This is a genomic window from Paenibacillus sp. JT31N11 (assembly GCF_056269285.1).
In genome coordinates, this window is sequence record NZ_JBWDNQ010000002.1 from 881,564 (window position 1) to 908,278 (window position 26,715).

A 26,715-nucleotide genomic window follows, 5' to 3' on the forward strand; every position below is an offset into this window, starting at 1 on the left:
CTTTTATTGAAATGGTGGGTTTGCCTGTTCCGGTCTTATCCGCGGATATCGTCGATGTTCAGACTTTCATAAATTTTCGAGCCTTGAAGATTGAGCAGGGAATCCAGCGTGCTTGATTCCAATACGACGTTCTTTGCTTCCGTTACGTCTCCTCTGCGGTACATGAGCGAGAATCCCGGGAATTGGCCGGCCATCGTCGGTGACATGATCGGCCATTTTTGCCATTTCGTCGGCCACGAGGGTCCGCCTGTCGCAAACATATCCAGTACATCGATTCCCTGCAGCGAGGAGTAGGCGGATATCATGAATGGTCCTTCCGCACCGTAAGGAGTCGGATTCGTCCAGGTAATCTCCGAAATCATCGACGGCTGGTCATCGTTATGGACAACCTTCACAGGGTTCATGTCGGGATGCTGGACAATAGGAGTTGGAATATAAGTATCGCCTGCGTGAAGCGTCCAGTTTTCATTGTTGAACGCAGTATGGCTTGGCTCGGTATAGGCATGCCGGTCGACCATGTCGGTGGCCGCATACGTATAACGTTCCAGAGCCTCCATCTTGGCCGGATCTGCCGTGATCCAGTTGCTGGCCGTAATTATGCTTTGCGTGCCGATATCTTCCTTGTAGAAACGGTTCATATCCTCGTAGAACAACCGCTGTTCCTCGGTGAGAAAACGAAGAATGTCCCGCCTGCGCTTATCGTCTCCTCCGTTTCCTGTCGCCCACGGAAGATTGGAAGCGCCTTCAACCTCCATCAATCCATTCTCCGGCTCGTCATTCCAGACCTTGCTGAGCGGTCCCCAGGCGTCATAAGCGGCATCCAGGCTGCCATATTCGTCCTTCAGCCAACCGCCGAACATTTTGGACAGCTCGCGCCTGATATTGTCGGGGAACTTCCAGTCCGAGAAGGTAAAGAAGAAATAGCTGTCCTCGTTCTGGGTCTCGATGATCGCAACCGCCGGATCCTTGCCGAGCGGAAGCCCGTTCTCATAGGGATTCGGCGTCAGCAGAAGCTTCCGGACTCCTTTTTTGTACAGCTCCTGCTGCGTTTTATCAAAGAACAGAAGACCGAACGGCTGCTTGTTCCAATCGAAAAACTCGTCGCCAGGCTGTTTAAAGGCCTCGGCTTTGGTCATATCCCACCAAAGCACGAAGTAATAGCTCAGGTTGACATAGATGCCTTCCTGCTTCATCGCGTGTACAAAATATTGATAGCGGTCAAGCGCTTTGTCGGTAATTTCGCCGTTCTCATCAAATATCATGCCGTGTATCCGCACCATATTGACGCCGCGCTTCGCCAGCTGCTTGGCAAAATAATCAACGTCGCCTTTTTCCAGATTGATCGTTTCCGCTCCCGCATTAACGGCCCAGAAACGGGCTTCCTGACCGTCGCCAAGCAGCAGCTTGTCTTTTTGCCGCTGGACATAACCGGATTGGCCTGCCGTATCTTCGTTCAAGTAACGCAGATCAAGCGCAGCATTGTCGTTGAACGGATCGATATCCGGCTCGAATGCCCAGAATCCTTCTTCCGCGCGGTTCAGCTTCTCGCCTGGACGCAGCAGGCCGCTTGGCATAAACGGCTGTTTGGACAGAATGAAGCTGTCGAACGCGGCGTTGGAATTCTCCGCTTCCTGCTGGAGCTTGATTTCAAGCAAATGCTTGCCTTTCGTCAATGTTTCGCTGCCGGCGGATATCCAGTTCGCCTCTGTGAATTGCCGGAAACTGACAGAATCCAGAAGCGTGATATCACGGCCGATGGATTTCCACTCCCCGCCGTCCCATCGGTAGTCGAAAGGACCGTGCAGCCAGAATTTGCGGACAAAAAACGTATAAGCCGCGTCTTCGGGTACTTCAACTTCATAATTGGCAAACGGCGGATTATCCGGGTCTACCGCTACGTTCGAGATCGCCAGCCAGTCGCTGCCGGACAGCAGATGACGGGTCTGAGGGAACGTATCCGCCGAGAAGTCCGCGGTTGCAGGGAAGTTCGTTTCCACCGCGTCCTCCCCCTCCCACCATACGTAGACGGGATCTTCCTCAGGCTGTGTGCCTGGTACGTAGGGGTCTGTCAGCCCTTCGCGCTCGACGAGAGTATACAGCGCATCGGGCCTGAGCGGAATTTGAAAACCGCCTGCAGCAGCCGTGCCCTGAACCTCCTCCTTCACATAGCCGTTCGGGTCCAGCGCGTAAATCCTGTTAATGTCTGTCATACCTTTGAGCAATACGGAAGCGTCGATATCGCGGACGTTCATCGGCCCTTCGCCGAGTGAAACGATTTTCTGCTTCGCCACGCCGTCTTCCGTCACCGTCTCCGACTCGAAGCCGTACGATTTGTCTTCCGTCACCGCCTGGATCAGCAGCTTCTTCGATGAGGCGATCGGCAGATCGTCCAGCGAGATGACCATGACAGTGCCAAAAGCATTGCCGGACTCGATGACGACATTATCGAGCTCAACGCTGCTTACGGCATTCAAAATGCCCGTAGCCCCCTGGCTTTTCGGTGTATTCAGGCGGATGACGCCTTGCCCGTAATCCCAATCCAGTTCATCCGTAACGCTTTTGATCCGCTTGTTGGTTGTGTCGATGTACGTGTCCAGGTCGGCGGTGAGCGCCTTGTTTTCCGACTCCGAATACGTCCGTGCTACCCGGCCGACATAAAACGCATACGGATTGATTTTGCTTTCCGTGGTCTCCGTCAGTCCGTACGGACTGACCTCCATGACGTTGGACAGCGGCTTCTTGCTTGTCAGGCTATCCCATACGAACAGCTTGATTGTATGTTTTTTTGGAACGATCGGTTGATCGAACTGTGCACTGAATGCAGAAGCTTCGCCAGCAGCGGTGAACGATATCTGCTGAATGTCGGAGCTGTCGATCGTATTCTGTTCATTATAGAGTGCGGCAATCAACGTTCCTTGAAGCGGTCCGGCCGTTTTATTGACCAGCTTGCCGTGAATGACGCCTTCCGCGTCGATGCCAACATCCTCAATGGCAACCCGTTCGGCAAATCCGGCGGCTTCAGCCTGGCGGGTTCCCCCTGAGAAAATGCCCGAAGTTGCCAGCATGGACAGCACCAGGGTCAAGATGAGCGATGTCCTTCTATTCCTTTTCACATGCGCATCTCCTTCATTGTTATAATTTGGGCGGTTCCTTTCCGGTTCAACTGTTCCGGGCATCCCCCCTTCACATTTTGCTTGCGGGGTATACATTTCGTATCAGCGAAACCATCATAATCAATTATGAGATCCATCAGGTAGCGAAAATGGTATTGGCCCCGTGCGAATTCTGTCTCCCGTTTTTTCATGCAAGATCATTCCGCCCGCAATGCTGAAGATATAACCGCAAAACAAAAAGCCCGCCTTGTTAAGCGGACTCCAATCGGTCAATATTTCCGTCAAATATGACGCTCTGCTGCTTTATAACAAATCACGGGTAATCTTATTAGCCATATAATCAATTCTGCTTGTCATATTGGAGTCGTCGATAACGGGAAGCAGTTCAGTTCTGAACAGCTGATGCTTCATCAAATGATAATAATCAAAAAGCACCTGGTTAAGGGTTAAATGAGAGGTCATCAAAAATTTGATATCCAGCATGGCCCGAACGAGGACATGGTCCTGCAGGAAGATCAGATTTACATTGATATCATTAAATATGCTCTTGCTCTTCCCCTCCTGGTAAAATTCCAAAATTCCTTTCTCGCGCAGCTTCATCGCATCTCTTAGACGATTGTGCAGCTCCGGATAAATCGACTGCAGCTCTGTCAGGAAACCATCAGAAATGTATGCTGCGAGCAAGACCGATTGTTCGAACAGCTGCTGAAACCCCGTTCCGTGCGACTGGCTGTAATCACGGAATTCCAAAACCAATTCATTGATATATTCAATAAGAGCTGCCACGGTACTCTCGATAACTTCTTCTTTCGAAGTAAAGTATTTATACATTGTTGCTTTGCTTACATCCATATATTTCGAGATTTCTTCCATCCGCAGGGATTGAAAGCCATTTTTCATGATAATGGGAAAAACTTTGTTGACTAATTTGTTTCTCATCTCTTTTTGAGGATTGTTATCGCTCTTTGTATTGGAATTCATATTTTAGCCGTCTCCTCTCTGCCTCTATATAGTATACATAAAAACTCGATAATAATACACAATAAATACTAATTAAACGTTTTTTACTCTTTTCGTTTGTTTTATATAATTCCCTGTGTTATGCTTACTCTCGTAATCCAATCTAAGAAGGTGAGGTTCACAAAATGAAAACCAGACAACTGGGCAACAGTGATTTAATTGTTTCTTCTATGGGTCTCGGCTTAATGGGTATGTCACCTGGGATGTACGGAGAAACAAATGATGACGACTCCATCCGTACCATCCACCGCGCCCTGGAACTGGGTGTTACCTTATTGGATACGGCAGATGTATATGGCAACGGTCATAACGAAGAACTCCTTGGAAAAGCGTTGAAAGGACGTCGGGAACAGGCCGTCATTGCGACAAAATTCGCTTTCGGACCTAATTTTGCAACAGTAAACGGACAGCCCGATTATGTAAAGAAAGCAGTCGATGAGAGTCTTCGACGGTTGGATGTGGACTACATCGATCTTTATTACCAGCATCGGGTCGATCCGAACGTGCCTATTGAGGAAACTGTCGGGGCGATGTCAGATCAGGTGAAAGCGGGAAAAGTGCGTTATCTGGGCTTGTCCGAAGCGGGTACCGATACCATTCGCCGTGCTCACGCCATTCATCCCATCTCTGCCTTGCAGACCGAATATTCACTCTGGAGCCGGGAAATCGAAGATGAGATACTGCCTGTCATAAGAGAGCTCGGAATTTCTCATGTCGCTTACAGTCCCTTAAGCAGGGGTTTTATTTCAGGAGAACTGCGCAAGTTTGAAGATTTTGCTGCAGATGATATCCGCAGATTTTTCCCGCGTTTTCAAGGCGAAAACTTCCAAAAAAACCTCGAGCTGGTGGATGAAGTAAAAAAAATTGCGGCAGAGAAGAATATTACGCCCTCCCAATTGGCATTGGCATGGACAATTGCAAACGGCGCATTGCCGATTCCCGGCACGAAGCGCCAAAAATATTTAGAAGAAAATATAGGTGCGCTTGATATCGAACTCACTTCCGAAGATTTGTCCCGTATTGAAGCGGTTAGTCCAAAGGATGCCGCATACGGCGGCCGTATGGACGACATGGGAATGCAGGCCGTTAATCTATAACTTCAACCTTATTAAATGTTGGCCGCTTGAATAATTTGCCCATTCGTTCGTTAAATATCAATTAAAAGACCGGACGCTGCTTAAAGCTGCTCCGGTCTTTGGCTTTCATATTCAATCATACAAGTATGTTCCTGCCGCTCCGCCTTCCAGGCGGCGGCTTCTTAATCATCCCCACCTGAGAACTTCAGCCCTATTCAATATCCTTATTCCATTCAGGGTTTCTGTCTTTATGTGATTTCGATTAATTGCCGTTCAATCATCCATTCGACCGATTCTTTGACCGCCTCAAGAGATGTATAGCGCGGGGCATAGCCGATCAGGCTCTGTGCCTTGTCGATGCTGCAGTTCGGACTGTGGGCGATATGGTCCCAGGTGCTGCGCGCTTCCTGTTCGGTGAGCTTGCCGCTCAGTGTCTCGAACGGCTCGAATTTCAGATTCGCTTCCCTGCCGAACCACGATGCGACGGTCTCCGCATAGCCTCTTAGGGTCAAGGCGGCCGGAGATACAACATGGAAGCTGTTGCCAACCGCTGCGTTCCAGCACTGGGAGACTTTAATGAATGCTTGTGATACATCCTCCGCATGAACATGATGAACCGTTTCGAGGCCCAGGTTTGGGATGGCAACTTCCTCCCCCCTGGCGAGCCGGGAAAACACCTGCGGGTTGAAATGACCAGCCGGATTGAGCGGCGCCCAGCCTGGTCCGACGATATGCCCAGGATGGAGCACTGTGGCAGGGAAGCCTGCTCTTCTCGCCTGCTCCAGCAGGAAGCTCTCAATCTCTGCTTTCAGAATACCATATTCGCCAAACGGCCTGCGCGGCGCTTCCTCGCCAGTCGGCACCGATACGCTCGGACCGTGTACCCAAATGGTCCCGCAGGAGATATAATGCTGGATCTCCCCTTTCAGCGCTTCCACGATCTGCCGCGCGCTCTCCGGCTTGAAGCAAATCATGTCAATGACGACATCGGGCTGAAGCCCGGCTATTTTTCGCCCGAATGTCCCGTCCTTCTCCTCCGCTGACCGGTCAGCGGACACATGCCGGACTTCCTTCCAGGCCATGTCGGGACGATAAGGCTCGCTTGTCCCTCTGCTGATATGAACAACCTCATGGCCTAGACGCACCAATTGCGGGATCATGTATGTCCCGACATGGCCGCTACCTCCAATAACAACGTATCGCATAATGAACTCCTTTACTATGTAATATATAATTTTGGTGGCTGGCGCTTTCCCGCCTTTTCCAGCCCAGTATACCACTTCATCGAGACGGTTTACAGAGAACGCTTTCAAGTTGATATTTGATGCCATCTTTATGGATGCGACCTGCCAATTGAAAGAAAAAGCTTCCTATTGGAGGTTATCCATTGGAAGCAGCATGATTATATATCAAAGCTATGACGGACCCAGCTTAAACGTCCGCAGCGATGCACTATTTATAGGTTGATCAGCAGTACCGCCAAAAGGCGGGTATTGTATCAGTGAGCTCAGCTGTATGTCTGTTTGCGAACTGCCTGGAGGAATCAGAGCCCGGAGCTCAATCACATCACCGGCATTTAAGCGCAAAATCGCTACTGAACCCGTGTTATCAAACTCCTGGTCTTGAAATGCTGCTGTACCTGACCGGGTAGAATTTTGAAGAATGCCATTGACAAACACTCCAAATGCACAGTGGGTTTGGCTGGGAACCGGCAGGAAAACGATTTCCCACAATATCGCATAATCCCCGGCGACCGGAACGGTCAGGGAAGTTTGGGTAGCCGTAATTCCCCCGAACAATATGGAGCCAGGCTGATCAAATTGATTAAATCGTACTGGCTGGTTAGGCTCAAGACACTGATCATTAGTATCGAAAATATTGGCATAAACGGGAGAAAAAGTACCGGGAACCCCCTGAGGGCCTTGAGGTCCAGGAATTCCCTGCTCGCCTGGAGCACCAGGAGCGCCTGGTGTTCCCATGATATTGTTAATGATATTTTCAATGTTTTGGATTTGTACACTGACTGGAGCAATCTCTTGTTGTGGGTTCTCCAAAATGTTCACGATATTGCTTAGTTCTATCACCATTTGCTCGAGATGTACGATGAGATTCATAGGCGGTGGTGGACCCGGCCTCAGAATAGATAAGGACAACTCCAAAATGACAAGAAGTCGTGTTTTTTTGCAAATCTTTGATCTTCTTACAAGTCTATTTAATCGTCGCATTTGAAATCTTAATCGGCGTATGCTTTCCTCATCTTGATCCATAATGACGGGCGGAATAATTTCTGCTTTTTGCTTCAAAATATCTGAAAGCAGCTGAATTTCTTTTGTAGTTAATACATTTTTACAATTTTTCTTTTTTTTGCAGCAGCGGCTTACTATAACATATTTGCGTTTTTTTCCGTTTACAACAGATGCTCGCTTCATTTTCTTTGTATTTTTACAATCTTTTCTCTCTGGGGTTGAACTCAATTGGACCACTCCTCAAGCTTGGATGACAACATAATATGAGAGGTGGCCAAACATGCTCTATGCTAACATCTTGACTATGAAAAATAGGCAGATTAATAGGCAGCTGCCAATTGTAAATCTCAAAAAATAGTAATAGGTTTATATATTTAGACATCATGAAAGAAGCCTTCCCCGCTCAATCGCGGCTCGAAGGCTTCTTGTTCTTGGCTAGTTCCGCAATGCCCGTTCAGGCGTGGGATGCAATGAGATCGGTTAATTGGCCGCCCGCGTTGTCGCTTAGAACCCCTCCGTGATAGCTGATAATCGTGCGGATCTCGAAGGATGCCAGCTTGGCAAGCGAACGGAGGGCAGTTTCCATATCCGGAGTGGCGCCCGGACTCGGCCCAGTCAGACGGCCGTCCGCAATGTTGAGCTCGTCGGCGGCGATCAGTGTTTGGCTGGCGTGATGATAGAGGCATATATGACCGGGGGTGTGCCCCGGCGTGAAAATAACCGTTACGCCTCCGGCATACGGAAGCAGCTCGCCGTCTGAGACGATCCGGCTTATTTTGGATGTAGGGGGATTGTCGAGCAAATACTCAAGCCGCTTGCGTGCCGCTTCCTGAGCGGCTGCCAGGCGCGGTCCGAATCGTTCGCGATTGAATTTGACGAAGGGACGGTCTCCTTCAATACTGCTTCTGTCCTCCTCATGGGCAAGCACGAGCAGAGGCTGTTTGGCGGCAGCCGCGATTTCGGGCATGCTGCCAATATGGTCGATGTCCTGATGAGTCAAAATAACCGTGTTCAGCTTGTCGAAATCGACACCTGCCCGACCGATCTCCGTTCGGATGCCAGGGAGCATTCCGGGCGTGCCCGTGTCGACCAGGACGATATTATCCTCGTCCCATAAGAGCGTCGGATAGATGACGCTCGAGTTTCCCATAAAATTCATCTCAATCGGCAGGGCAGCGATTCCTTCGGCAATTTTCATCGATTTTCCTCCTCGGGGGTAGCTTGCTTCTTTATTATAAACGGAAGATGGAAGAGCCACAATTCGTATGCTTAAACAGGTCTTGACATTAACACTAGTGTCAAACTTTAGAATATGCATGGAACGAACCTATTTGACAGGAGGCATTTTCAATGAAAAGAAATGAACAAAGCGGGGAAAGAAACAGCTGGAGTGAAGGAACCGTCAGGACTGAAGGCAACGAACGCACACCGGTTACGATTATCGGCTTGGGTCCGATGGGGCAGGCGTTGACCCAGGCCTTTCTAAAAGACGGCCATCCTGTGACCATATGGAACCGGACAGCCGGGAAGGCAGACCGTCTTGTTATACAGGGTGCTGTGCTGGCAGATACCGTTCATGACGCTATCGCTGTGAGCCCGCTTGTCATCATCTGTGTGCTGGACTACAACGCGGTGCACACGATTCTCAGCCCCGCTGAAAATGTCCTGAAGGGACGGACTCTGGTAAACCTTACTGCCGATTCACCTGAACGATCACGCCAAATGGCCGCCTGGGCTGCCGAGCATGGAATCAGCTATCTTGACGGAGCGATCATGACTCCAACGCCGACCATTGGTACGCCAGCTGCCGTTATTCTGTACAGCGGACCAGAGTCCGTCTATCAAACCCATCAACCCTTGCTGGCGAGCTTGGGCGGCACGGCCTCTTATCTTGGCGCAGATCCTAGCCGGGCAGCGGCATACGATGTAGCCCTGCTCGACTTCTTCTGGACAACCATGGCCGGCTATGCCCATGCGCTCACCCTGGCCGGCGCCGAGAACATTGCCCCTGGAGAATTTGCGGCTTATGCCCAGGGAATCATGGCCATTATGCCTGATATAATGAATTACTCGGCAAAACATGTAGAAGAAGGACACTATCCGGGCGACAAGTCGAACATCGCATCGGCCGCGGCAGGTATGGAGCATATTATCCATGCGGCGCAGCATCACGGGATGGATATCAGCGTTCTGAGCGCTGCCAGGGCCGTTGCGCTGCGGGCCGTCGATGCTGGCTACGGAGCTGACGATTTCTCGCGCTTGACGGAACTGTTACGGAAACCGTCTGTGTAGCCGGCCGCTGAAAAACAGGCTCCAGTCCTTCATATGGACCGGAGCCTGTCATTATTTTGAAGCTCCCATATGCTCCATTAAGTTCAATCTTTGTTTTTCCCGCATTTTTGAGGTTTGTCTTTCCAGCCGCTCTTTCACGACTTCCAATCCGCTAATTTGTCTGTTGATTTGATCCAGCTTCGTTTGATAGGCGTCCAGCATCTCTTCACAAAATTCGTAATCGTCAGGAGTGCTGACCTCACCTTTCAATATATCCTCGATTTGCTCCGTTGTCAGCCCCAGACCCAAATAGAGCTGGATGATTCGTATACGCTCAATGGCAGATTCGTCGAACTCCCGATAATCATTGTCAAGACGGGCAGCGGCGATTAATTTTTTCTTCTCATAATGCCTGATGGATCGGGTGCTTGCACCTGTCCTTTCAGACAATTCGCTAATTTTCACTTAACGGCCTCCTTCTACTTCGCCTGAAATAATAAATCGAATCAAAGCTCTGCTTCTGACATCAGCACTTCAGTTTCCCGTGATGAATATTTGCCGTCTCCACCTGGATCGTAGTGTGTTCAATATGAAATTTATCCTCCAACACATGGATGGCATTTTGCAAAATGTCCTGACTGTCCTTCCGGTCCTCAATCAGAACATGGCAGCTCAGCGAATCAAAACCGGAAGTAATGGTCCAGATGTGGAGATCATGCACATCCTTAACCCCATCGATTGCGAGCAGCGTTTCTCTAACTTCGGATTGATCAATAGCAGCCGGGGTTCCTTCCATTAATATGTGAAGCGTATGGCTGATAACCCCCCATGCGCTTTTCAGGATCAGCACGGCGACAAGAATTGATATGATCGGATCTGCAATGTACCACTTGAATGCCATCATCAGAACTCCCGCCATAATCGCGCCCACGGAGCCCAAAGCATCGCCGAGCACATGGATATAAGCGCTGCGGAGATTGACGTTGTTCTTCACATCGCCTGAACGCATCAGCGCAAAGGCGCTTCCGACATTCGCGAGGAGCCCGATTGCCGCGATAAGCATCATGGACCCGCTTGCCACCGTCGGCGGGCTGCCAAAGCGCTGGATAGCTTCCCATACGATAAAGGCCGCAATGACAAACAGTGCAACACCATTGAAAAGTGCAGCCAGTATTTCAAAACGGTGGAAGCCAAATGTCCGCTTCGAAGACGAGGGTCTCGCGGCAAACCACAGCGCAACCAGGCTTAACGCAAGGGCACTGGCATCGCTGAGCATATGACCTGAATCGGACAAAAGCGCCAGGCTGTTCGTAACAAGTCCCCCGAAAAACTCCAAAAACATGATGCCGACCGTAATGGACAGCGCGATCGCAAGTCCTTTTTTATTGCCCGCTCTGGCGTGGTTGTGATGGTGGCCGTGATGTCCATGGTCATGGTCATGGCCATGATGATCGTGCGCATGGTGGGAATGGCTGTGCATGGCTGTCGTCTCCTTTGTAAATGTTCAAATGATCGCAGTTGCTTTTATTACTTATTATATATGAGCATGTATTCATGTAATATTATGCTATTATTTCCCTCAGTGTGTCAAGTACTGTATATTTAGAGGAAACAGCAGCAGCCGTCTTATGGCGGCACCGCATATGCTTCAGCAATATAAGCAAAAAACACCGCCGTCGCGATGTCTTTTCAGGGCGGTACTCATTATCGTCACCGATATGCTTTAAAAGGCTTTATTATAGGCTTTATAATAGGATTTCATCAATTTTACGTGCTATCATTCCAGCACCTTTACCGATATTGCCGATTATATGAGCATGTATTTTTTCTTTTGCATACACGGATGATTGCATGATGACTCCAGGATCGCTGCCCATAACATAATATTTGAAAACAGCATTATCATATATTGATATCCATACACCATATCCATAATACGTGTGCTCGTCTTCTTTTACATGAGGCGTCAGTAATATAGGAGTATATTCAGAGGATAGAAGCTGATTATTCATCAATGCCTCCCAAAACCTGACCAAATCATAAACCGTCGTAAATGCTCCCCCATCAGGTCCGCCTTTAACTGGAACTGAATACATATTAGTCCTCCATGTTTGATTATAATCTATATACCCGATTGCCGTTCGTTCAGGGAGCTGATCCATTCTAAAATATCCCGAGTCCAGCATCCCGCACTGTTGAAATATATTCTTCTCAACATACGTTGTAAAATCCATCCCCGTCATGTTCTCAACAACCAGACCTAATAATATATATCCTGCATTACTATATGAAAAGTGATCGCCAGAAGAAAACTTCATGGGTCCATTCTGGAACAAAGGCAAAAAATCCTGAGGCGATTGAATGCTGTACATCGGTAATACCTTCCACAATTCCTCATAATCATTCATAACCTCTTCATCGAAATAATCCGGTATTCCTGAAGTATGGGTTAATAAATGGTGTATGGTAATGTTCGGATCAAAATTTGGAAAAGGGATATGAATGCAATCTCTCAAATGTGAATCAAAAGATAAAACTCCATCCTGGACAAGCTGACAAATCGCTACAGCAGTAAAAATTTTACACCCTGATGCCATCCCGAACCTTGTATTCATTGTATTTTGGATTTGCTCGGACCGGTTCGCATATCCAAATCGCTGTTCAAAGATGTTTGTTTTATCCAGGACCAATACTGTTCCTGAGAATGGCAGGGTTTCATTATGCTTCTTCAGAATTTCTTCTATTTTCGAAAAATTCATGGAACCTCTCCTTTCATTTATGTGCTGCTCACACATCTGCAGGACAAACCAGTCCATCTATCATACTTTTCATTATAATCTGGCTGCCCACAAATTGGTAAATATGAATTATAATTGAGTAAGGCCCGGCTTCCCGGCATAAATCGATTTTTAAACGGCTGAGTGCCAATTTTTTTATTTATATTTAATATTTCAATGTTACACTCTTACTGTAAAGTGATGCCGTCACCACCTGATAATTGTAAAATACCAAGGAGGAATCATTGATCATGAAAATCGTTGTAGCAGGCGGAGACGGATTTTGCGGATGGCCGACGGCCCTTTATCTATCGGCCAAGGGGCACGAGGTTACGATCATCGACAATCTGAGCCGCCGCAAATGGGACGAGGAGCTTCGCGTAGATTCGCTGACGCCGATTGCACCGATCGAGAAGCGTATTGCCCGTTGGGAAGAGCTGACGGGCCGTTCGATCGGGCTTTATGTCGGCGATTTGAATCATTACGATTTTCTCAGAACAGTGCTGCTTCAGACGAGGCCTGACGCTTTCGTTCATTTTGCGGAGCAGCGTTCCGCCCCCTATTCCATGATTGACCGGGAACATGCGGTGTTCACCCAGGTGAACAATGTAGTGGGCACCTTAAATGTGATTTATGCGATTAAAGAAATAGTACCGGATTGTCATATTATTAAATTAGGCACGATGGGAGAATACGGAACGCCGAACATCGATATCGAGGAAGGCTACATCAAGATTTCCCATAACGGGCGTGAGGATCTTCTTCCTTATCCGAAGCAGCCCGGCTCCATGTACCATCTCTCCAAGGTCCATGACAGCCACAACCTTATGTTTGCCTGCAAAGTGTGGGGGCTGCGGGCCACCGATCTGAATCAGGGCGTCGTATACGGTCTGCATACCGATGAGACCCTGCTTGATCCGCTGCTTGCCAACCGCCTGGATTATGACGGGGTATTCGGCACGGCCCTTAACCGTTTTCTGATTCAAGCGTCCATCGGGCACAATCTGACCGTATACGGAAAAGGCGGCCAGACGCGGGGATTCCTCAACATCAGGGATACCGTTCGATGCATTGAGCTTGCCGCGGAGAATCCGGCCGATACCGGGGAGTTCCGGGTATTCAATCAATTCACGGAGGAATTCTCCGTCCTGGAGCTTGCCGAGATGGTCCGCAGAGTTGCGCATGACGAAGGAATCCATGTTCAGGTCGCGCATCTTATGAACCCCCGCGTCGAGAAGGAAGATCACTACTATTTCGCGAAGAACACCAGGCTGAAGGATTTGGGACTGGAGCCGCATCTGCTGTCGGATGAAGTGCTGCGGGGAATTCTGAGGACCGCCTTGGAGCATAAGGACCGCATTCTGGTCGATCATATTCTGCCGAAGGTGACCTGGAACTAAAGATAGGGAGTCTATGCCGATGAAAATCGTCATCATTACCGAAACGTTTCTTCCCTCTACGGACGGAATCGTTACCCGCTTGTGCGCGACGATCCGCTGGCTGCGGGAAAACGGGCATGACATCACCGTTATAGCGCCGGACCTGGGCGTCTATGATTTTGAAGGAGTCCGCGTGGAAGGGATTCCGGCGCGATATTTCTTTCTCTACCGGAGTAAAAAATTGGCGATGCCAAACCGCAAGGTAGGCCGTCTTCTACGCGAGCTTCAGCCGGATCTGGTCCATGTGGTCAATCCCGCCGTGCTGGGCGTAGCGGGAATTTATTACGGCCGCCGGCATCGTCTGCCTATGATTGCCTCCTATCATACTCAAATTCCGAAATACGCGGATTACTACCGTCTGCCTTTCTTGAAGCCCGTCTTATGGTGGTGGTTCCGGACGCTTCATAACCGTGCCCATCTCAATCTGTGCACCTCGCAATCCGTGCTGGACGAGCTGACCGCCAAAGGCTTCCGCAGCGTTCAGCTGTGGAAGCGCGGCGTCAGCTCGGATGAATTCGGCCCTGACCACCGTAATCACGATATGCGGGATTTATTATCGAATGGACAGCCCGGAAAGACCATCCTGCTGTATGTAGGACGTCTCGCGGCGGAGAAAGAGATCGAGCGCATTCGGGAGGTTCTGGAATCTTCACCCCGGTATTGCCTGGCTCTCGTCGGAGACGGCCCCCACCGGGCTTCTCTGGAAGCTTATTTTCAGGGAACGAATACGACCTTTACAGGATTCATGCATGGTGAGCAACTGTCTCAGGCTTATGCCTCTTCAGATATGTTCATCTTCCCATCCACAACCGAGACGCTGGGACTTGTGATTCTGGAGGCCATGGCTTCCGGACTGCCGGTTATCGCAGGAATTAGCGGACCGACATGCGAACAGATCGAGGATGGGGTGACAGGACTGCTCTACGATACCGGGCGTCCGGGAGGGCTCACTGAAGCGGTATCCAGAGCGGCGGACCCGGAACTTCGCGAACGGATCTCCGGCAGCGCCCGCAATGCGGCGCGCCGTTTCGGCTGGTCCGAGCCTTCTGCTCAGCTGTTGAATTATTATCAGCATGTCTTGAAAGAGCAGAAAGAAACAGCCGTAGGTGCCGGCCGCAGGGAGCTTGCCGATGAGGATGCCTAGCGCTGAGTGCAATGGCAGTCTGATCTTCTAAATGCCTTTTGCAGATACAGCGTGTTCAGCCGGAATCATCTCTGCGGCACGCCGCACACAAGAAACAGAGCAGCCAAAATCCGGCTTGCTCTGTTTTTTACTTAAATTCAGCTCACCGCATTCTGCAGATTAAGCTGTTTCCTGTAGACAACCCTCGAAATTGTTATGCTGATTTCATACAGCAGGAATAGAGGGATAATTACGATAATATCCGACAGGATATCGGGAGGGGTGATGGTAACGCCCACGATCAAGAGAGAATAAAGTAGGCCATCTTTCTGGTCTTGGCCAAGCGCTCGGGATTAAGGATGCCGAGCTTGGTCAGAAACATCACAGCTGCCGGCATCTCAAAGAGCAGGCGAATGGAAGAGTCATATGGATCATAAACCTGAAATATTTCTCAGCCGTATACATGGTGTCAAATCCGCCTTAGCCATTTCATTCATGAAATGCAGCACCATGGGAAACAAAATGAAATACCCGAAGCTAAGACCAATGATAAACAGCAGGCTGATGCCCGGAATAAACCATAATGTTGCGCGCTGGATATTGGGCGGGATCGCGGGCTAGAGAAATTTCCAGGTCTGGTAGGCGGCTGCAGGCAGGGTGACAGCAATGGCTGCAACGCCTGTAATCATCAGATAAACCCAGTTTTTTTGTATATTTAAAAACCACTGGCGTTAAAATCCACCAGCGGTCCTCAAGGGCGTATTCTATACATTATTCACTCGATTTTATAAGCTTTATGAACGGACCTCATCGGATATTTATTGGTGATTTTTGCCCGAAGGAAGGGAATCACCCACCGGTCGAATCCGAGCTTTGCCGCGTTCGAAGACGCCGCAAGAATCAGGATTTCCAATAGAACCATTTGCGGCCCTGTGCTTGTAGTTCCCGAAAACAGATAAGAGAAGTTCATAACTATCCCCATCAACGCGGCAATTGAAGTAAACATGCCAATTATTAATCCAAGCCCGACTAAAAATTCTCCCCAAGGAACCAGAAGATTAAATAGACCCGCATTCGGGATTGCAAAATAATTCAGAAAGTCAGCCCACCATGGCTGTACGGCGGGGTTTTCACCGTTCGAATGATTGACGGCGGCTCTTAGAAAGCCGGTTGCGTCAAATTTCCCGCCGGAGATCTTGTCCCATCCGGAAGCTAACCACTGCCAGCCAAGATATATTCGAATAATGGTCAAAAGACAGGAAGCAGTAACACTTTCTCTCCAAAATTTAATAATCATACCAAAACCTCCTCGCATGTTATCATAATTGGCTGTTCCCTGCGCATACCGCGTTAAGTCGACCCGTTATGCAGCCCTTATCTAGGTAAACGACATAAATACAAAAGCGGTTTGATCGGGTGAAAACTCCCCTATTTTAAGCAAAGGGGATTGTTATTCCATTATTCCTGGTAAACACTCCATTTCTTCGTGAATAATAAGACCCGTTTTATCACAATTTTACCAATTATTAACGTTAAATTGATTCCATCCGCCGATGTAAGAGATGATCAAAATGAGTTTAATGGAGTGGCAGGAGATCTTTCCGCTGGACAACTTTATGCTTTGCGAAGCACCAAAAAAGGCAAGAACAGGAATGGCAGGGATGAATGGGTACCGCTGGACAAGGAGCAGGTTCAGAAGGATGCGCGTTCGGCGGCGGCAAAGCTTCATGCGACAACCTATCAGAATCCGGGCATCTGAAACCGTAAACGGAAACGCTTTGTCGACATTCCGGCGAACAGCGGCTTGGCTGTTCGCCTTTGCTTTTTCGTTAACCGAATTCTCGTAAAGTATCTATATTGGGACAAAAAAAATGACAAGCCGGATCGTTGGATTCGACTTGCCATTATGAATTGGAGTACTGTCTTATTGATCCTGATTCATCAGGGCATTTGCGTCGCGAAGCAATACATTGGCCGCATCGACGGTAATATGCTTGTTTTTTTGCGCTTGAACATGTGAGATGAAGCTGTCGAGAGAACTGTGCTCCAGCTGCTTCAGCAAACTGTTTTCGATGCCGCCATTGTTAATCCATCCGGTATCGGCGAATCGCGTCACCAGCTCTTTCATGGAGGCGATGCTGGCGGCCGTCTGGAACTCGACCGTTGCATGCGATGTATTGCCGGCCAGATCGGTTGCCGTTACAGTCATAGTGTGCGCGCCAAGCGGCAGCGTGTACAGTTGAATCGGCGTTTCCTGCAATACAGTTTGACCATCCACCGTAACTGTCGTAAGGGTGGTATCAACCCCGGCCAACGCATCGGTCACATTAAATTGCGGCGTCAGCCCGGCTGAATCGGCGTAAACTTTGCTTTCCGGCTCCGTTACCTGGATTGCCGGGGGAGTCGTATCCTGGATCACTTCCGCGGATAAGCTCGCTTCCCCATAGCTGTCGGCCTGCTTCCAGTTATCCATCGTGCCGCTCCACATGAGAACGCCGGTGCGGCCGCTGCCTGAATCGTCGTCATTCGCACCGATATCAAAGCCTATTTTCATATTCGCACCCGGCGTCACGCCGAAGGTGCTCCACGGGATCGCCATTTCGGCGGTATAGCCCGTATCCGTGATGCTGGACTTCGCTATTACGCCATCGCTGATTCTCCACGAGGTAACCGTCGTGTCCCCGGGTCCGATGGCCAATTGACTGTCCTTGGCGTTGTCCCAGCCGTTTCTCCCGTTGGCCATGTCCACGTAAACCTCCACGCCGTCGTTGCCGAAGGCATCCTGACCGGAAATAACGCTGGCATCCGTTACATCAACTCCGACATACAGGTACTGATCGTCCCACAGCAGACCATACTTCAGCGTATTATTCGAATCTCCGGGCAGGGTAGCGTCATGAATGGACCGGGTTACGCTGTCAGTCAGCGCGCCCGCCCAGCTCGCATCATCCAGCTTCCCGTCCAGTTCCGGCGCCGACGACGTCCGGTGCGCGGAAGTCTGCAGCGGCTCGTTGTACGCAACATGCAGGAGCTTGGAGTCGGTGTGTCCGCTGCCGTCGTCCGCAGCAACAGATATTTCATTGTTGCCGGGAGCGAGTGTCACCTGTGCGCTGAATTTGCCCTCGCTGACAGCCTCCGTAAGCGCTGCGCCTCCATTCACTTGAAGCTGCACCGATTGCGCATGGGTAACGCTGCCCGAAATCGTATAGGAATTGTGAGTAACAGTCCCATCCGCCTGATCGAGCGTAATAACCGGAATCGCCGCGTCTGCCGGGTCAACAGGCCATGTTACATGGCTAAACTGCGCGGTGGTGTACTTGTTATACTGATCGTCGGTACCTCCGACGGCAAACAAGCCTGCCGTCAGCTCCGGCGAACCGGCGTCCGCCCAGCCCCAGAAGTCTCCTTGCGTGAATGGCTTCCAGTTCGCGCCGTCTTCAGAGGAATAGGCGGCGATGCTCCATGGACTCGGTCCTCTTGTTATTTTCATCCATACCGGTAGAGTTACCGGCTGTGAGGCAACATTGTCGGAATAGTCGCCGCCCTTGCGGAAACGTCCCACCAGCTGGCCGTCCTGCACGAAAATATTGGCGTAAGCGGCATTCAGGGCCGTGCTCGTCCGAATCTGGATACCGGCCATGCCGTTCGGATTCTCCACCGTCATCGAATCCAGCTTGGCCACGATTGAGAAATTGCCCTTCAGCCCCATTTCGTACGTATAGCGCATCGCGTCCGGCGCCGACCAGAAATTGTAGCCCGAGCCTCTTAGCGTATATACGCCGCTGCTGTCAACCGTCGTACTGCCCGCATTCGCGGTTAATATATCCTGACTGATAATACCCGATGCCGACTGGAAGTTCGCGGTAATCGTCTTGTCCGCATCCATTGTAATATCGGCCGGATTCGCCGTTCCCGTCAAGTCGCCGGTCCACCCGGTGAAAATATAGCCGGTTTGGGCGGTTGCCGTCAGCGTGACGGTACTGCCTTCCGTGTAATTGCCCGTTGCCGGATCCGCGATGCCGCCTTCGGTCGCGTTCAGCGTAAGCGTATGGGTCGGGATTAGAGAGAAATTGGCCGTGATCGTTTTGTTCCCGTCCATCCCAACCGTCGCCGGATTTTGCATTCCCGTCAGATCGCCGCTCCAGCCGTCGAATACATAACCGCTGTCAGGCAAAGCCTCCAGGGTTACCTGTTCCCCTTGCTCGTAGGCCGCTTTCTGGGGGCTTTGCAGCACCTGCCCGCCGCTTGCATCCACATCAAGCGTATAGGTCGGGGCTGCTTCGTAATGAGCCGTGACCGACTTGTCCCCATCCATCGTAAGGACAGCCGGATTGTCCGATCCGTCAAGACCGCCGCTCCAGCCCATGAAGCGGTAGCCGCTGTCCGGAACTGCGCGAACCGTTACCGCTGCGCCCTCGTTATAAACGCCCCCCGGAGGGTCAAAAATGAGGGTGCCATGATCGCCGCCGCCGGCAAGCGTATGAGTCGGCACCGCGGTAAATTCCGCCGTAATCATTTTATCCGCATCCATGGTGACTGACAGCGGGTTGGCCGTGCCCGCCGCGTCCCCGCTCCAGCCGGTAAATTTGTAGCCAAGGTCCGGCGCAGCGCTCAGTCTGAGCGGAGTTCCTTCCACGTACGATCCACCGGATGGGCTGATCCTGCCGTGTTTCGCCGCCGTCGTCAGCGTGTGCAGCGTCGTGGGAATGAGAGGCAGAATCGATGCCGCATTCCGCGTCGCAATAAGGGTGACAAATTCATTGGTCGTATTCCAGGTGTCGGTGTAGCGGTACAGGGCCGGATAATCGGACAGAGCGGGGTACTGGTTGTTCACCCGCGCGCTGTTCCAGGCATCGTTGAAGTAGCTCGGGAATTTGCCGTCCTGCAGATCGGCGTTCGGAATTCCTGGAACCATCTCCTTCCAGCCGTCATTGCCCGCCTTATACTGCGTCCACTCATATTGCGAAATTTCATGCGTCAGCCAGTGCGGGCTGCGCTGCGGATTGCCGAGCCCGCTGATGTAAGAGTTGCTGAGCGGGTTGGAACCGAGCAGGTAGTTCCAGGTCTTGACGATCTGATCCCGGTATTTGTCATCATGGCTTACGCCGTATGCCATCATCATCGGGAAGGCAATCTGGCTGCCCGAGAAATACCAGCCGACCTGTGAATACGTATCGTCGACCATCGGCACGCCGTACGGCTGATCATGCGACGCGCTCATCGCCGTATCCGCCCAGTCCAGAATCGCGTTGTACGCGTTCTGCCGGACCGTCGCGCTCAGATTCGTATCCTCGTAGAGGGAAAGGAACACTTCCATCCACGGTCCTTCATTGACCCAGCCCCACTTCTTCTGGGCCGAGCCGAGCGGGGAAGCAGGCATCTCGCTCGTAATCCAGTCCAGATACTTGGACTCTCCCGTAATTATGTGCAGGTTGGCTGCCGCAATCAGCATTTCGTCCGACCAGGTATGCGGACCTTCGTCCGTAAAATGATCATCCTCCGGCTTCCAGAAGCTCGCGTCGTCCTTATGGGTTTCGAACGCATTGAACGCCCGAAGGGCCGCCTGCTTGTAGCCTTCCATCCTGTCAGGGAAATACTGCTGCATGAGCGGCGAATTGTAGGCCATCGCCAGAGCGCCCGCACCATAAAGCGTCTCCGCCTTCAGCGGACCGTGGGTCACATCGAAGAAGATTCGGCCTGTCTGGCCTTCAGGCGGCGTTCCCTGCTCGTAACCGTCGCTCGCCGGATGGATATACGCGGCAAGAGCGCCGTCCTTGGCTGTGTTCATCACCGCTTTGTCCAGAAAATCCAGCTCGTAGACCAGTTCGTCCAGATAATCGGGGATTCCGTTGCCTGACTCGGGAATTTCCAGAGATTCCCCCTGCGCCTCAATCTGATCGGGGAACAGATTAGCCGACGAGAGCATGGTGCTGACCGTAGCGGCTACATTCCACGGATATTTGCCTCTGTCTCCGGCATCCATATGTCCGCCTGTCAAGTCGACATGCTGCCCTGTCGCTTCGTCGATAGCATCGTCCAGATGTGCGGCGGGGCGGTTCCAATGCGTGACGTTCGGGTCGTCCAGGCCGTGATCGCCGTCGCGCTGCATCGTAATGCCGCGCGTCAGTGTATAGCCGATGGCATCCTTGTAAATCGAGCTGCCGATCTTAAAGGAATAGGAGCTGCCGACGCCCGGGATATACAAATGGTATTGGCCTTCCGCATTGAAGGAAGAAAAATCGAGCGAATAGAGATCGCTTTTTCCCCATTTCTCATCCGCTCCCGCTTCGTCGAAATGAACGCTCCCGGTGTAGACCGCAGCGCCAGTGCTTTCGTCGATCACCTGGAACGCCGGCGTGTCCGCGAAGCTGATTGAGCCTTGTCCCGTCCACCAGGACAGATACGCCACCTTCGGGCCGTCCGTGATATATCCGACCTGGTTCACATGAATGACGTCATTAGGCACGGAAGGATCGAAGGTTGTCGTCATGGGATCAACATCGACTACGGCCGGATTGACCGTTACCGTGTAGGTCTTGCCTTCCTTCAGCTTTTTGGAAGCAGGGAGCTTCAGATAGATCCGGTAAATCTCGTTCAGGTGAGCGACATTGGAGCTGCCGAGCGAGTCGCTGTATGGGCCGTCCTCCGGAAAATATCTGTTGTTGACAAGAATCGGTGCAACCGGAACGGAAAAATCCGGATCGTCGCTGCTCGTAATGGAATAATGGCCCGTATTCGAAACATGGCTCACATTGTATGGCTTCTCACGCAAATAAAGCTGTATCCAGCCTGAATCGACGACGCTTGCCTGCGCGGCGGTCAGCACCTTCTCCACCATACCGCGTTCGTTCAATGCGAATGCCTGACCGGCCATTGCCGATGAAAAGACCGCAATCAGGGTAAGGATTACCAATAACCGCTTGTACCTTCTGCGCATTAACGGATACATAATATAAGTTTCCCTCCTTCAATATAGTGCCACGGCAGCCGGCTCTTCCCTCTTCGCTGCAAACCCTCTTCTTACGCTGTCTGCTGTAACTCCGCTGCCTAAACATGAACAAGCGACCTTACGATTCAACGATGATAGGGCGTTCTTCATCACCTCCCCTGCGAGTAATCTGTTCCATGAATATCCTCCCCGGCAGGGAGAATTCCGGTTATTTGGGATGGATATAGACGGTCTCCTGCCCTCCATCCCATTTCACCACAAGCTCCAGAGCAACATTGACGGCTGCCGTAAATTGAGGCCGCTCCGATCCCGAGGAGCGTTTCGAACAGGACAAATCAATCAGACCCTCGGACCCGAAGGGATATTGCGACACGCCGTGAGCCTCCAGCAACCGGATGTCCCACACGAGTCTGGCTTGGCCGGCATCGGGCTGGAGGCCAAAAATATATTCAAACAGGCCGGCGATAGGCGGCAGCCCTCCCCATCCAACGAAATCCGGTTTTGCCGGATTTCCCGGCGCCGCTTGCTCAGGCGCATAATTTTCCTATAAGGTTCCTGTCGTGTTGAATACGTCCACGACCTGATCGAGATGGTTCCGGGCGATCTCCTGCGCAAGCGTCTCATAGCCGGATTGGCGAAGGCCCCGCAGCACCATATAATTCGTCGGCGTCCATACGGCTCCCACCCAGTAATTGCCGGCCGGATTGTACGCCGGATGATCCGCTGACAATGAAGGCACACGGTGCGGCCGGTTGAACGCAAGAGGATCGGCAAGATGCCGGATAAAACGATCCAGTCTGTTAAGCGGGACGATTTCGGCCAGCAGCGCCCAATACGCGCCGATGTTTTTCAAGCCGGTGAGCTTCCCATCCGGCTGTTTGTCGTAATAATATGCGGTGCTCTCATCCCACAAGCAATCATTGACAAAATCGGCCAAACGAACCGACTCACCGGCTATGTCCTGAATGTCCTGTTTTCTTCCAAGTACAGACGCCATGGATATCAGCAGCTTCGCGGCAAAAAGCTGAAACAGGCAGCTGTCGCACCAGACCAGATGGTAGTGGAAGAAGTTGTCCTTCTCCAGACTTGCGCTCCCCGGGAGTCTTGGCAAATTGTCGGCGGACCCCGACCAGCCATTGGCCCAATAAGTGCCGTCGGGCCAGGTCCGGTAATTTCTCAGCCAGCGGTGATAAGCGACCAGAACGGGAAATACAGCAGCCAGGCGTTCAACATCCGACGTAGTCCGAAAATATTCCCACTCGGCCCAGGGCATGACATTAGGTCCCGTGCTGGACGGATCGAAGCGGTGAAATACGTCCGTTCCATCCTTCTCCCGAATTTGCCTGCAGATGAAACCGTCAGGATGCTGCTTGGCATAGAAGTTGTCCAGGGTACGCTGAAAGTCAAACACGCGCCGCCCGTAAGCAGCAAATAGGACAATAAAGCTGCTGTCGTACATAAACAGATCATCATTAAATGCGGTATCGATATAATTCGCTAGGAATCCGTTGTCCTCATTCGCCTGACGGAGATGCCCGAACGCGAGTTCCCAGGCTTTCCAATACATCCTGATTGCGTCCTCATGTCCTTCCCAGAATGGCTGGGGCAGTTTGGAGGCTGAATCCGTGAATGAGGGAAGTTCACTGTGCTCCAACCTCATCCGCAGAAACCGATTTTCATTGACCAGCTCACTTATGACGTACCTGTCATAATAATTCACGGATACCGGTGCCTCCTTCAGAGGTTACTTTCTTCAGCAGTTGGCTTTGTTCCCTATCTATTAAAATTTTAATTCCAGCAGATTATCCATTCAATTCAAATATCCATCGAAAGATTATGGTAAGTATGACAGTTGATTCAAACAGATGGTGATTGATATAAGCATTTTTGATACATATCTATATAAATTGAAAACGGGGGCCGAGCCATCATGGCCCAGTTGGTGTATTCAAGGCTTGTCAATAAAAAAATACGACTGAACAAAAGTTCAGCCGTTGGTTCAATTCCTGTTTAAAGTCCCTTTTTCAAAAAACACCGTTCCCCAAGACACTGGAACAGCCTCCCCTTGCAGAGCTTCTGTGCGTTCAATTTCCTTTCAATCTCCAGGCCTCTGAAAGCAGTTCGCCGTTTATGCCCGCAGCGGCCAATGATCCCATTGATGCCGCCGTAATCGCCTGATACATCTCCGTAGCCGCGTCGCCGGCACTATAGACACCCGGCACGTTTGTTTTGCCTGAGGCATCGACGATGATCGTCCCCGCTTCCGTGGCCTGACAACCCAATGCTTGCGGCAAGTCGGATCCGGGAACAAGCACAGGCGCAAAGAATATTCCTTTGCATGGAACGTCATTGCCATCCTCCAGCATGACCCGCTTCACCATACCATCGCTGGATTCGATATGCTTGATCGGCGAGTCAAATACGGGAATTTGATGCTGCTTAAGCTCCTCGCGTTGTTCATCCGTCCATTCATGAGGTCCATTGGTGCAAATTGAAAATTGATTCGTCCATCCCGATAACATTTTAGCCGAATGCAGCGCCCTGGCACCCTTGACAATCAGCGCAAGCGGCTGGTCTCGCAATTCCCAACCATCGCAATAAGGGCAGACAAAGGCACTTTTGCCATATACCTCTGTTAATCCGTCAATTTCGGGAGGGAGGTCCTTCATGCCTGAGGCAAAAAGCAGTTTTTTGCTCCGATAAGCTGCTCCCTGGGCCGTTGCGATATGAAAGTACCCATCCATTCCCGTGATCGTTACCGCTGTATCCTCCACGAAGTGGACGGAGGGATAGACGCTGATCTGCTCCTTCGCAATTTGCCGGAATTCGTCCGGACGGATGCCATCCCTGGTTAGGAAACCATGAATCTCGCGGGTAACCCGATTGCGCGGCCGTCCCTCATCAATAACCACCGCGCTTTTTCTTGCCCTTCCAAGCACAAGTGCTGCGCTTAACCCGGCAGGCCCGCCGCCAATAATCCCTACATCGATAAGCTTCTCCATGATAGCCTCCCTTTGAGATCTTTATGATCCGTAATACGATTCACCTGCAGCAGAAAGTCCCACTATTAACTTCCCGCTCATATACAGATTTAAAATATCTATAATATCTATATTGGCTTCAAAAAAATAATCATTGCTTATAACTGCAATGTTATTTTCTTTGGCCGAAACGATTCAATCATTTCGCTTCGGCATTTATAGATTTTACGTATCTATAATAGATCTAATAAGCATCTTCGTCAAGTCTTGCTCTGTTCGGGGCAAATCTTTTTAAAAAAGTAATAAAAACCGCTATTATTGCGCCTCCTAGAATCAACCAGCCGAACCAGTCTCCCCATCTGCTGTATATCGTCTTAAGCGGCGAAACAGGAACGTCGGCAACGATGGAGGCATCCTTATAATCAAAAGTTGATTGCTCCGCCAATATCCGGCCGTACCTGTCCGATACCGTTACCAGCCCCTCCTTGGACGGGCGGGCTACGGCGAAGCCATTTTCTATCCCCCGAACGATGGCCATCCGGGAATGAATCCGCTCGGATCCTTCCCAATCCCATGCCGGCACCAAGAGCATTCCGACATTCTCTCTTCCATACTCTCTAATCGTTCCCGGGAAATCCATGTCCTTGCAGATGACTGTTCCTATTCTCCGGTTAAACCCGTTAAACCACGCCGTTTCATGCCCGGCAACGAACCCGTCTTCCAACCCGGGAACCAAATGAATTTTGTCGTAGTCCACAATCTTTTTGCCGTCAGGGGAGAAGATCCACGCTTTATTATAGACGCCATCCTCTTGCTTCAGCTTTACGCCGACTTCCAGGAAAACCTGGTTATCCGACGCCGATTTGGAGAATATTCCCTCGATCACTTGCTGATCGGCAGATGCAACAAAAACCAACTTCTCGGGAAGAACAACGATTTTAGCGCCCTGATCCGCCAATTGCGCAGCATGGTTTACATATTCCTTTATAAATGCGATATTCTTGCCTGAATCTAGCGATTCCTCGAAGGGAACCGTATAATTGGAAGCCGTCAACCCTACCCTCACGGCTTCTTCGGCATGCGGAGTCTGAATACGGAAAGTCCCCCACCCCGCAGCTGCCAGGATGCTCAGAATAAGAATAGATGCTCTCATCGACCTGGCCCGATTCCAATTTCTTTGCCTTAGAAGGTAAGCGATGCAGGCTGGAAATAGACAAACAAGAAATACGATGCCATATATGCCGGATATCGACGCATTCTGCATCAGGAACAGATAATCCGTTTGGGTATAAGCCAAGCTGCCCCAAGTACCTTGGGGAGAAAACAGCGCAACCACGAACTCGAACGCCGTCCAGCCTATGGGAAATAGCCAAACAATCGTCGTTTTGCGCACCCAGACCATGATCAGGGCAAAAACCAAGGCAAACAGCAGATGATATCCCAGGAAAAACGGAACCGACACAACAAAGCTCTCTGCCTTCCACCAGCTCATGCTTCCTGACCAATAACTCAGCACCGAACCCATGAACAAGAATCTGCCGGACAATCCGGGACCGATCACCATAATGGGAAGCGGGGCAAACCAGGCCAGCCAGCCGTAATCTCCTGAAAAATAGAAGCACACTGCGGACAACAAAAATGCAAGCAACAGATACACAGGTTTATACATAGTCTCACTCCTTGCTTTACAGCTTAGAGGAACCGGATACTGTTCACTTGA

At 50.8% G+C, this 26,715-nt stretch carries 21 protein-coding genes; 5 read left to right on the top strand and 16 right to left on the bottom strand.

The features are described from left to right. Positions 1-35: 35 nt before the first annotated feature. Together AC0YNV_RS12010 and AC0YNV_RS12015 are read right to left on the bottom strand one after the other, a co-directional pair. The gene (locus tag AC0YNV_RS12010; RefSeq protein ID WP_475768298.1) at positions 36-3,113 is read right to left on the bottom strand and encodes a hypothetical protein; all 3,078 of its coding nucleotides are present in this window, start codon (positions 3,111-3,113) and stop codon (positions 36-38) included. Between the two features lie 303 nt (positions 3,114-3,416). Beyond that, complete coding sequence (locus AC0YNV_RS12015; protein ID WP_475768299.1) at positions 3,417-4,094, bottom strand: TetR/AcrR family transcriptional regulator; 678 nt, start codon at positions 4,092-4,094, stop codon at positions 3,417-3,419. A 164-nt stretch (positions 4,095-4,258) separates the two neighbouring features. On the opposite strand from AC0YNV_RS12015, the gene AC0YNV_RS12020 reads away from it, so the two are divergent. Further along, positions 4,259-5,230, top strand: a complete 972-nt coding sequence (locus AC0YNV_RS12020) for an aldo/keto reductase (protein WP_475768300.1) — start codon at positions 4,259-4,261, stop codon at positions 5,228-5,230. A gap of 227 nt (positions 5,231-5,457) precedes the next feature. On the opposite strand, the gene AC0YNV_RS12025 is transcribed toward AC0YNV_RS12020, so the two are convergent. The 3 genes from AC0YNV_RS12025 to AC0YNV_RS12035 form a co-directional block, all read right to left on the bottom strand. Beyond that, positions 5,458-6,414, bottom strand: a complete 957-nt coding sequence (locus AC0YNV_RS12025) for an NAD-dependent epimerase/dehydratase family protein (protein WP_475768301.1) — start codon at positions 6,412-6,414, stop codon at positions 5,458-5,460. Between the two features lie 210 nt (positions 6,415-6,624). After that, a complete protein-coding gene (locus tag AC0YNV_RS12030; RefSeq protein ID WP_475768302.1) occupies positions 6,625-7,683 on the bottom strand; it encodes a hypothetical protein in 1,059 nt (352 codons plus the stop codon). Between the two features lie 226 nt (positions 7,684-7,909). Beyond that, on the bottom strand, positions 7,910-8,653 hold the full coding sequence (locus AC0YNV_RS12035) for an MBL fold metallo-hydrolase (RefSeq protein WP_475768303.1): 744 nt from the start codon (positions 8,651-8,653) through the stop codon (positions 7,910-7,912). A 152-nt stretch (positions 8,654-8,805) separates the two neighbouring features. Between AC0YNV_RS12035 and AC0YNV_RS12040 the strand changes: the two genes are divergently transcribed. Further along, complete coding sequence (locus AC0YNV_RS12040) at positions 8,806-9,747, top strand: NAD(P)-dependent oxidoreductase (RefSeq protein WP_475768304.1); 942 nt, start codon at positions 8,806-8,808, stop codon at positions 9,745-9,747. A 51-nt stretch (positions 9,748-9,798) separates the two neighbouring features. On the opposite strand, the gene AC0YNV_RS12045 is transcribed toward AC0YNV_RS12040, so the two are convergent. The 3 genes from AC0YNV_RS12045 to AC0YNV_RS12055 all read right to left on the bottom strand — a co-directional run bounded on the left by AC0YNV_RS12045 (position 9,799) and on the right by AC0YNV_RS12055 (position 12,485). Further along, complete coding sequence (locus tag AC0YNV_RS12045) at positions 9,799-10,191, bottom strand: MerR family transcriptional regulator (RefSeq protein WP_210037842.1); 393 nt, start codon at positions 10,189-10,191, stop codon at positions 9,799-9,801. A 61-nt stretch (positions 10,192-10,252) separates the two neighbouring features. Then, complete coding sequence (locus AC0YNV_RS12050) at positions 10,253-11,206, bottom strand: cation diffusion facilitator family transporter (protein ID WP_475768305.1); 954 nt, start codon at positions 11,204-11,206, stop codon at positions 10,253-10,255. Between the two features lie 265 nt (positions 11,207-11,471). Further along, entirely contained in the window at positions 11,472-12,485 is a 1,014-nt protein-coding gene (locus AC0YNV_RS12055; protein WP_475768306.1) for a serine hydrolase domain-containing protein, read from the bottom strand. A 269-nt stretch (positions 12,486-12,754) separates the two neighbouring features. On the opposite strand from AC0YNV_RS12055, the gene AC0YNV_RS12060 reads away from it, so the two are divergent. Both AC0YNV_RS12060 and AC0YNV_RS12065 read left to right on the top strand, forming a co-directional pair. Continuing rightward, on the top strand, positions 12,755-13,903 hold the full coding sequence (locus AC0YNV_RS12060; RefSeq protein WP_475768307.1) for an NAD-dependent epimerase/dehydratase family protein: 1,149 nt from the start codon (positions 12,755-12,757) through the stop codon (positions 13,901-13,903). Positions 13,904-13,922: 19 nt separating this feature from the next. Further along, on the top strand, positions 13,923-15,086 hold the full coding sequence (locus tag AC0YNV_RS12065; RefSeq protein ID WP_475768308.1) for a glycosyltransferase family 4 protein: 1,164 nt from the start codon (positions 13,923-13,925) through the stop codon (positions 15,084-15,086). 280 nt (positions 15,087-15,366) lie between these two features. Here AC0YNV_RS12065 and AC0YNV_RS12070 read toward each other — a convergent pair whose 3' ends face one another. The 3 genes from AC0YNV_RS12070 to AC0YNV_RS12080 all read right to left on the bottom strand — a co-directional run bounded on the left by AC0YNV_RS12070 (position 15,367) and on the right by AC0YNV_RS12080 (position 16,362). Then, positions 15,367-15,462 (bottom strand): hypothetical protein, encoded by a 96-nt coding sequence (locus AC0YNV_RS12070; protein ID WP_475768309.1) that lies wholly within the window; start codon positions 15,460-15,462, stop codon positions 15,367-15,369. A 34-nt stretch (positions 15,463-15,496) separates the two neighbouring features. Further along, positions 15,497-15,676 carry a twin-arginine translocase subunit TatC gene (locus tag AC0YNV_RS12075; protein ID WP_475768424.1) on the bottom strand — a complete coding sequence of 60 codons (180 nt, stop codon included), beginning with the start codon at positions 15,674-15,676 and terminating at the stop codon, positions 15,497-15,499. A gap of 164 nt (positions 15,677-15,840) precedes the next feature. Beyond that, positions 15,841-16,362, bottom strand: coding sequence for a DoxX family protein (locus AC0YNV_RS12080; protein WP_475768310.1), 522 nt, complete (start codon positions 16,360-16,362; stop codon positions 15,841-15,843). 288 nt (positions 16,363-16,650) lie between these two features. Between AC0YNV_RS12080 and AC0YNV_RS12085 the strand changes: the two genes are divergently transcribed. Next, positions 16,651-16,824, top strand: coding sequence for a hypothetical protein (locus tag AC0YNV_RS12085; RefSeq protein ID WP_475768311.1), 174 nt, complete (start codon positions 16,651-16,653; stop codon positions 16,822-16,824). Between the two features lie 165 nt (positions 16,825-16,989). Here AC0YNV_RS12085 and AC0YNV_RS12090 read toward each other — a convergent pair whose 3' ends face one another. From AC0YNV_RS12090 to AC0YNV_RS12110, 5 genes are all read right to left on the bottom strand, one after another. Continuing rightward, complete coding sequence (locus AC0YNV_RS12090; protein WP_475768312.1) at positions 16,990-22,014, bottom strand: InlB B-repeat-containing protein; 5,025 nt, start codon at positions 22,012-22,014, stop codon at positions 16,990-16,992. Between the two features lie 208 nt (positions 22,015-22,222). Continuing rightward, entirely contained in the window at positions 22,223-22,387 is a 165-nt protein-coding gene (locus AC0YNV_RS12095) for a hypothetical protein (protein ID WP_475768313.1), read from the bottom strand. A 171-nt stretch (positions 22,388-22,558) separates the two neighbouring features. Continuing rightward, positions 22,559-23,734, bottom strand: a complete 1,176-nt coding sequence (locus AC0YNV_RS12100; protein ID WP_475768314.1) for an MGH1-like glycoside hydrolase domain-containing protein — start codon at positions 23,732-23,734, stop codon at positions 22,559-22,561. 364 nt (positions 23,735-24,098) lie between these two features. Continuing rightward, positions 24,099-25,016, bottom strand: a complete 918-nt coding sequence (locus AC0YNV_RS12105) for an NAD(P)/FAD-dependent oxidoreductase (protein WP_475768315.1) — start codon at positions 25,014-25,016, stop codon at positions 24,099-24,101. Between the two features lie 223 nt (positions 25,017-25,239). Then, a complete protein-coding gene (locus tag AC0YNV_RS12110; protein ID WP_475768316.1) occupies positions 25,240-26,664 on the bottom strand; it encodes an apolipoprotein N-acyltransferase in 1,425 nt (474 codons plus the stop codon). Positions 26,665-26,715 lie beyond the last annotated feature (51 nt).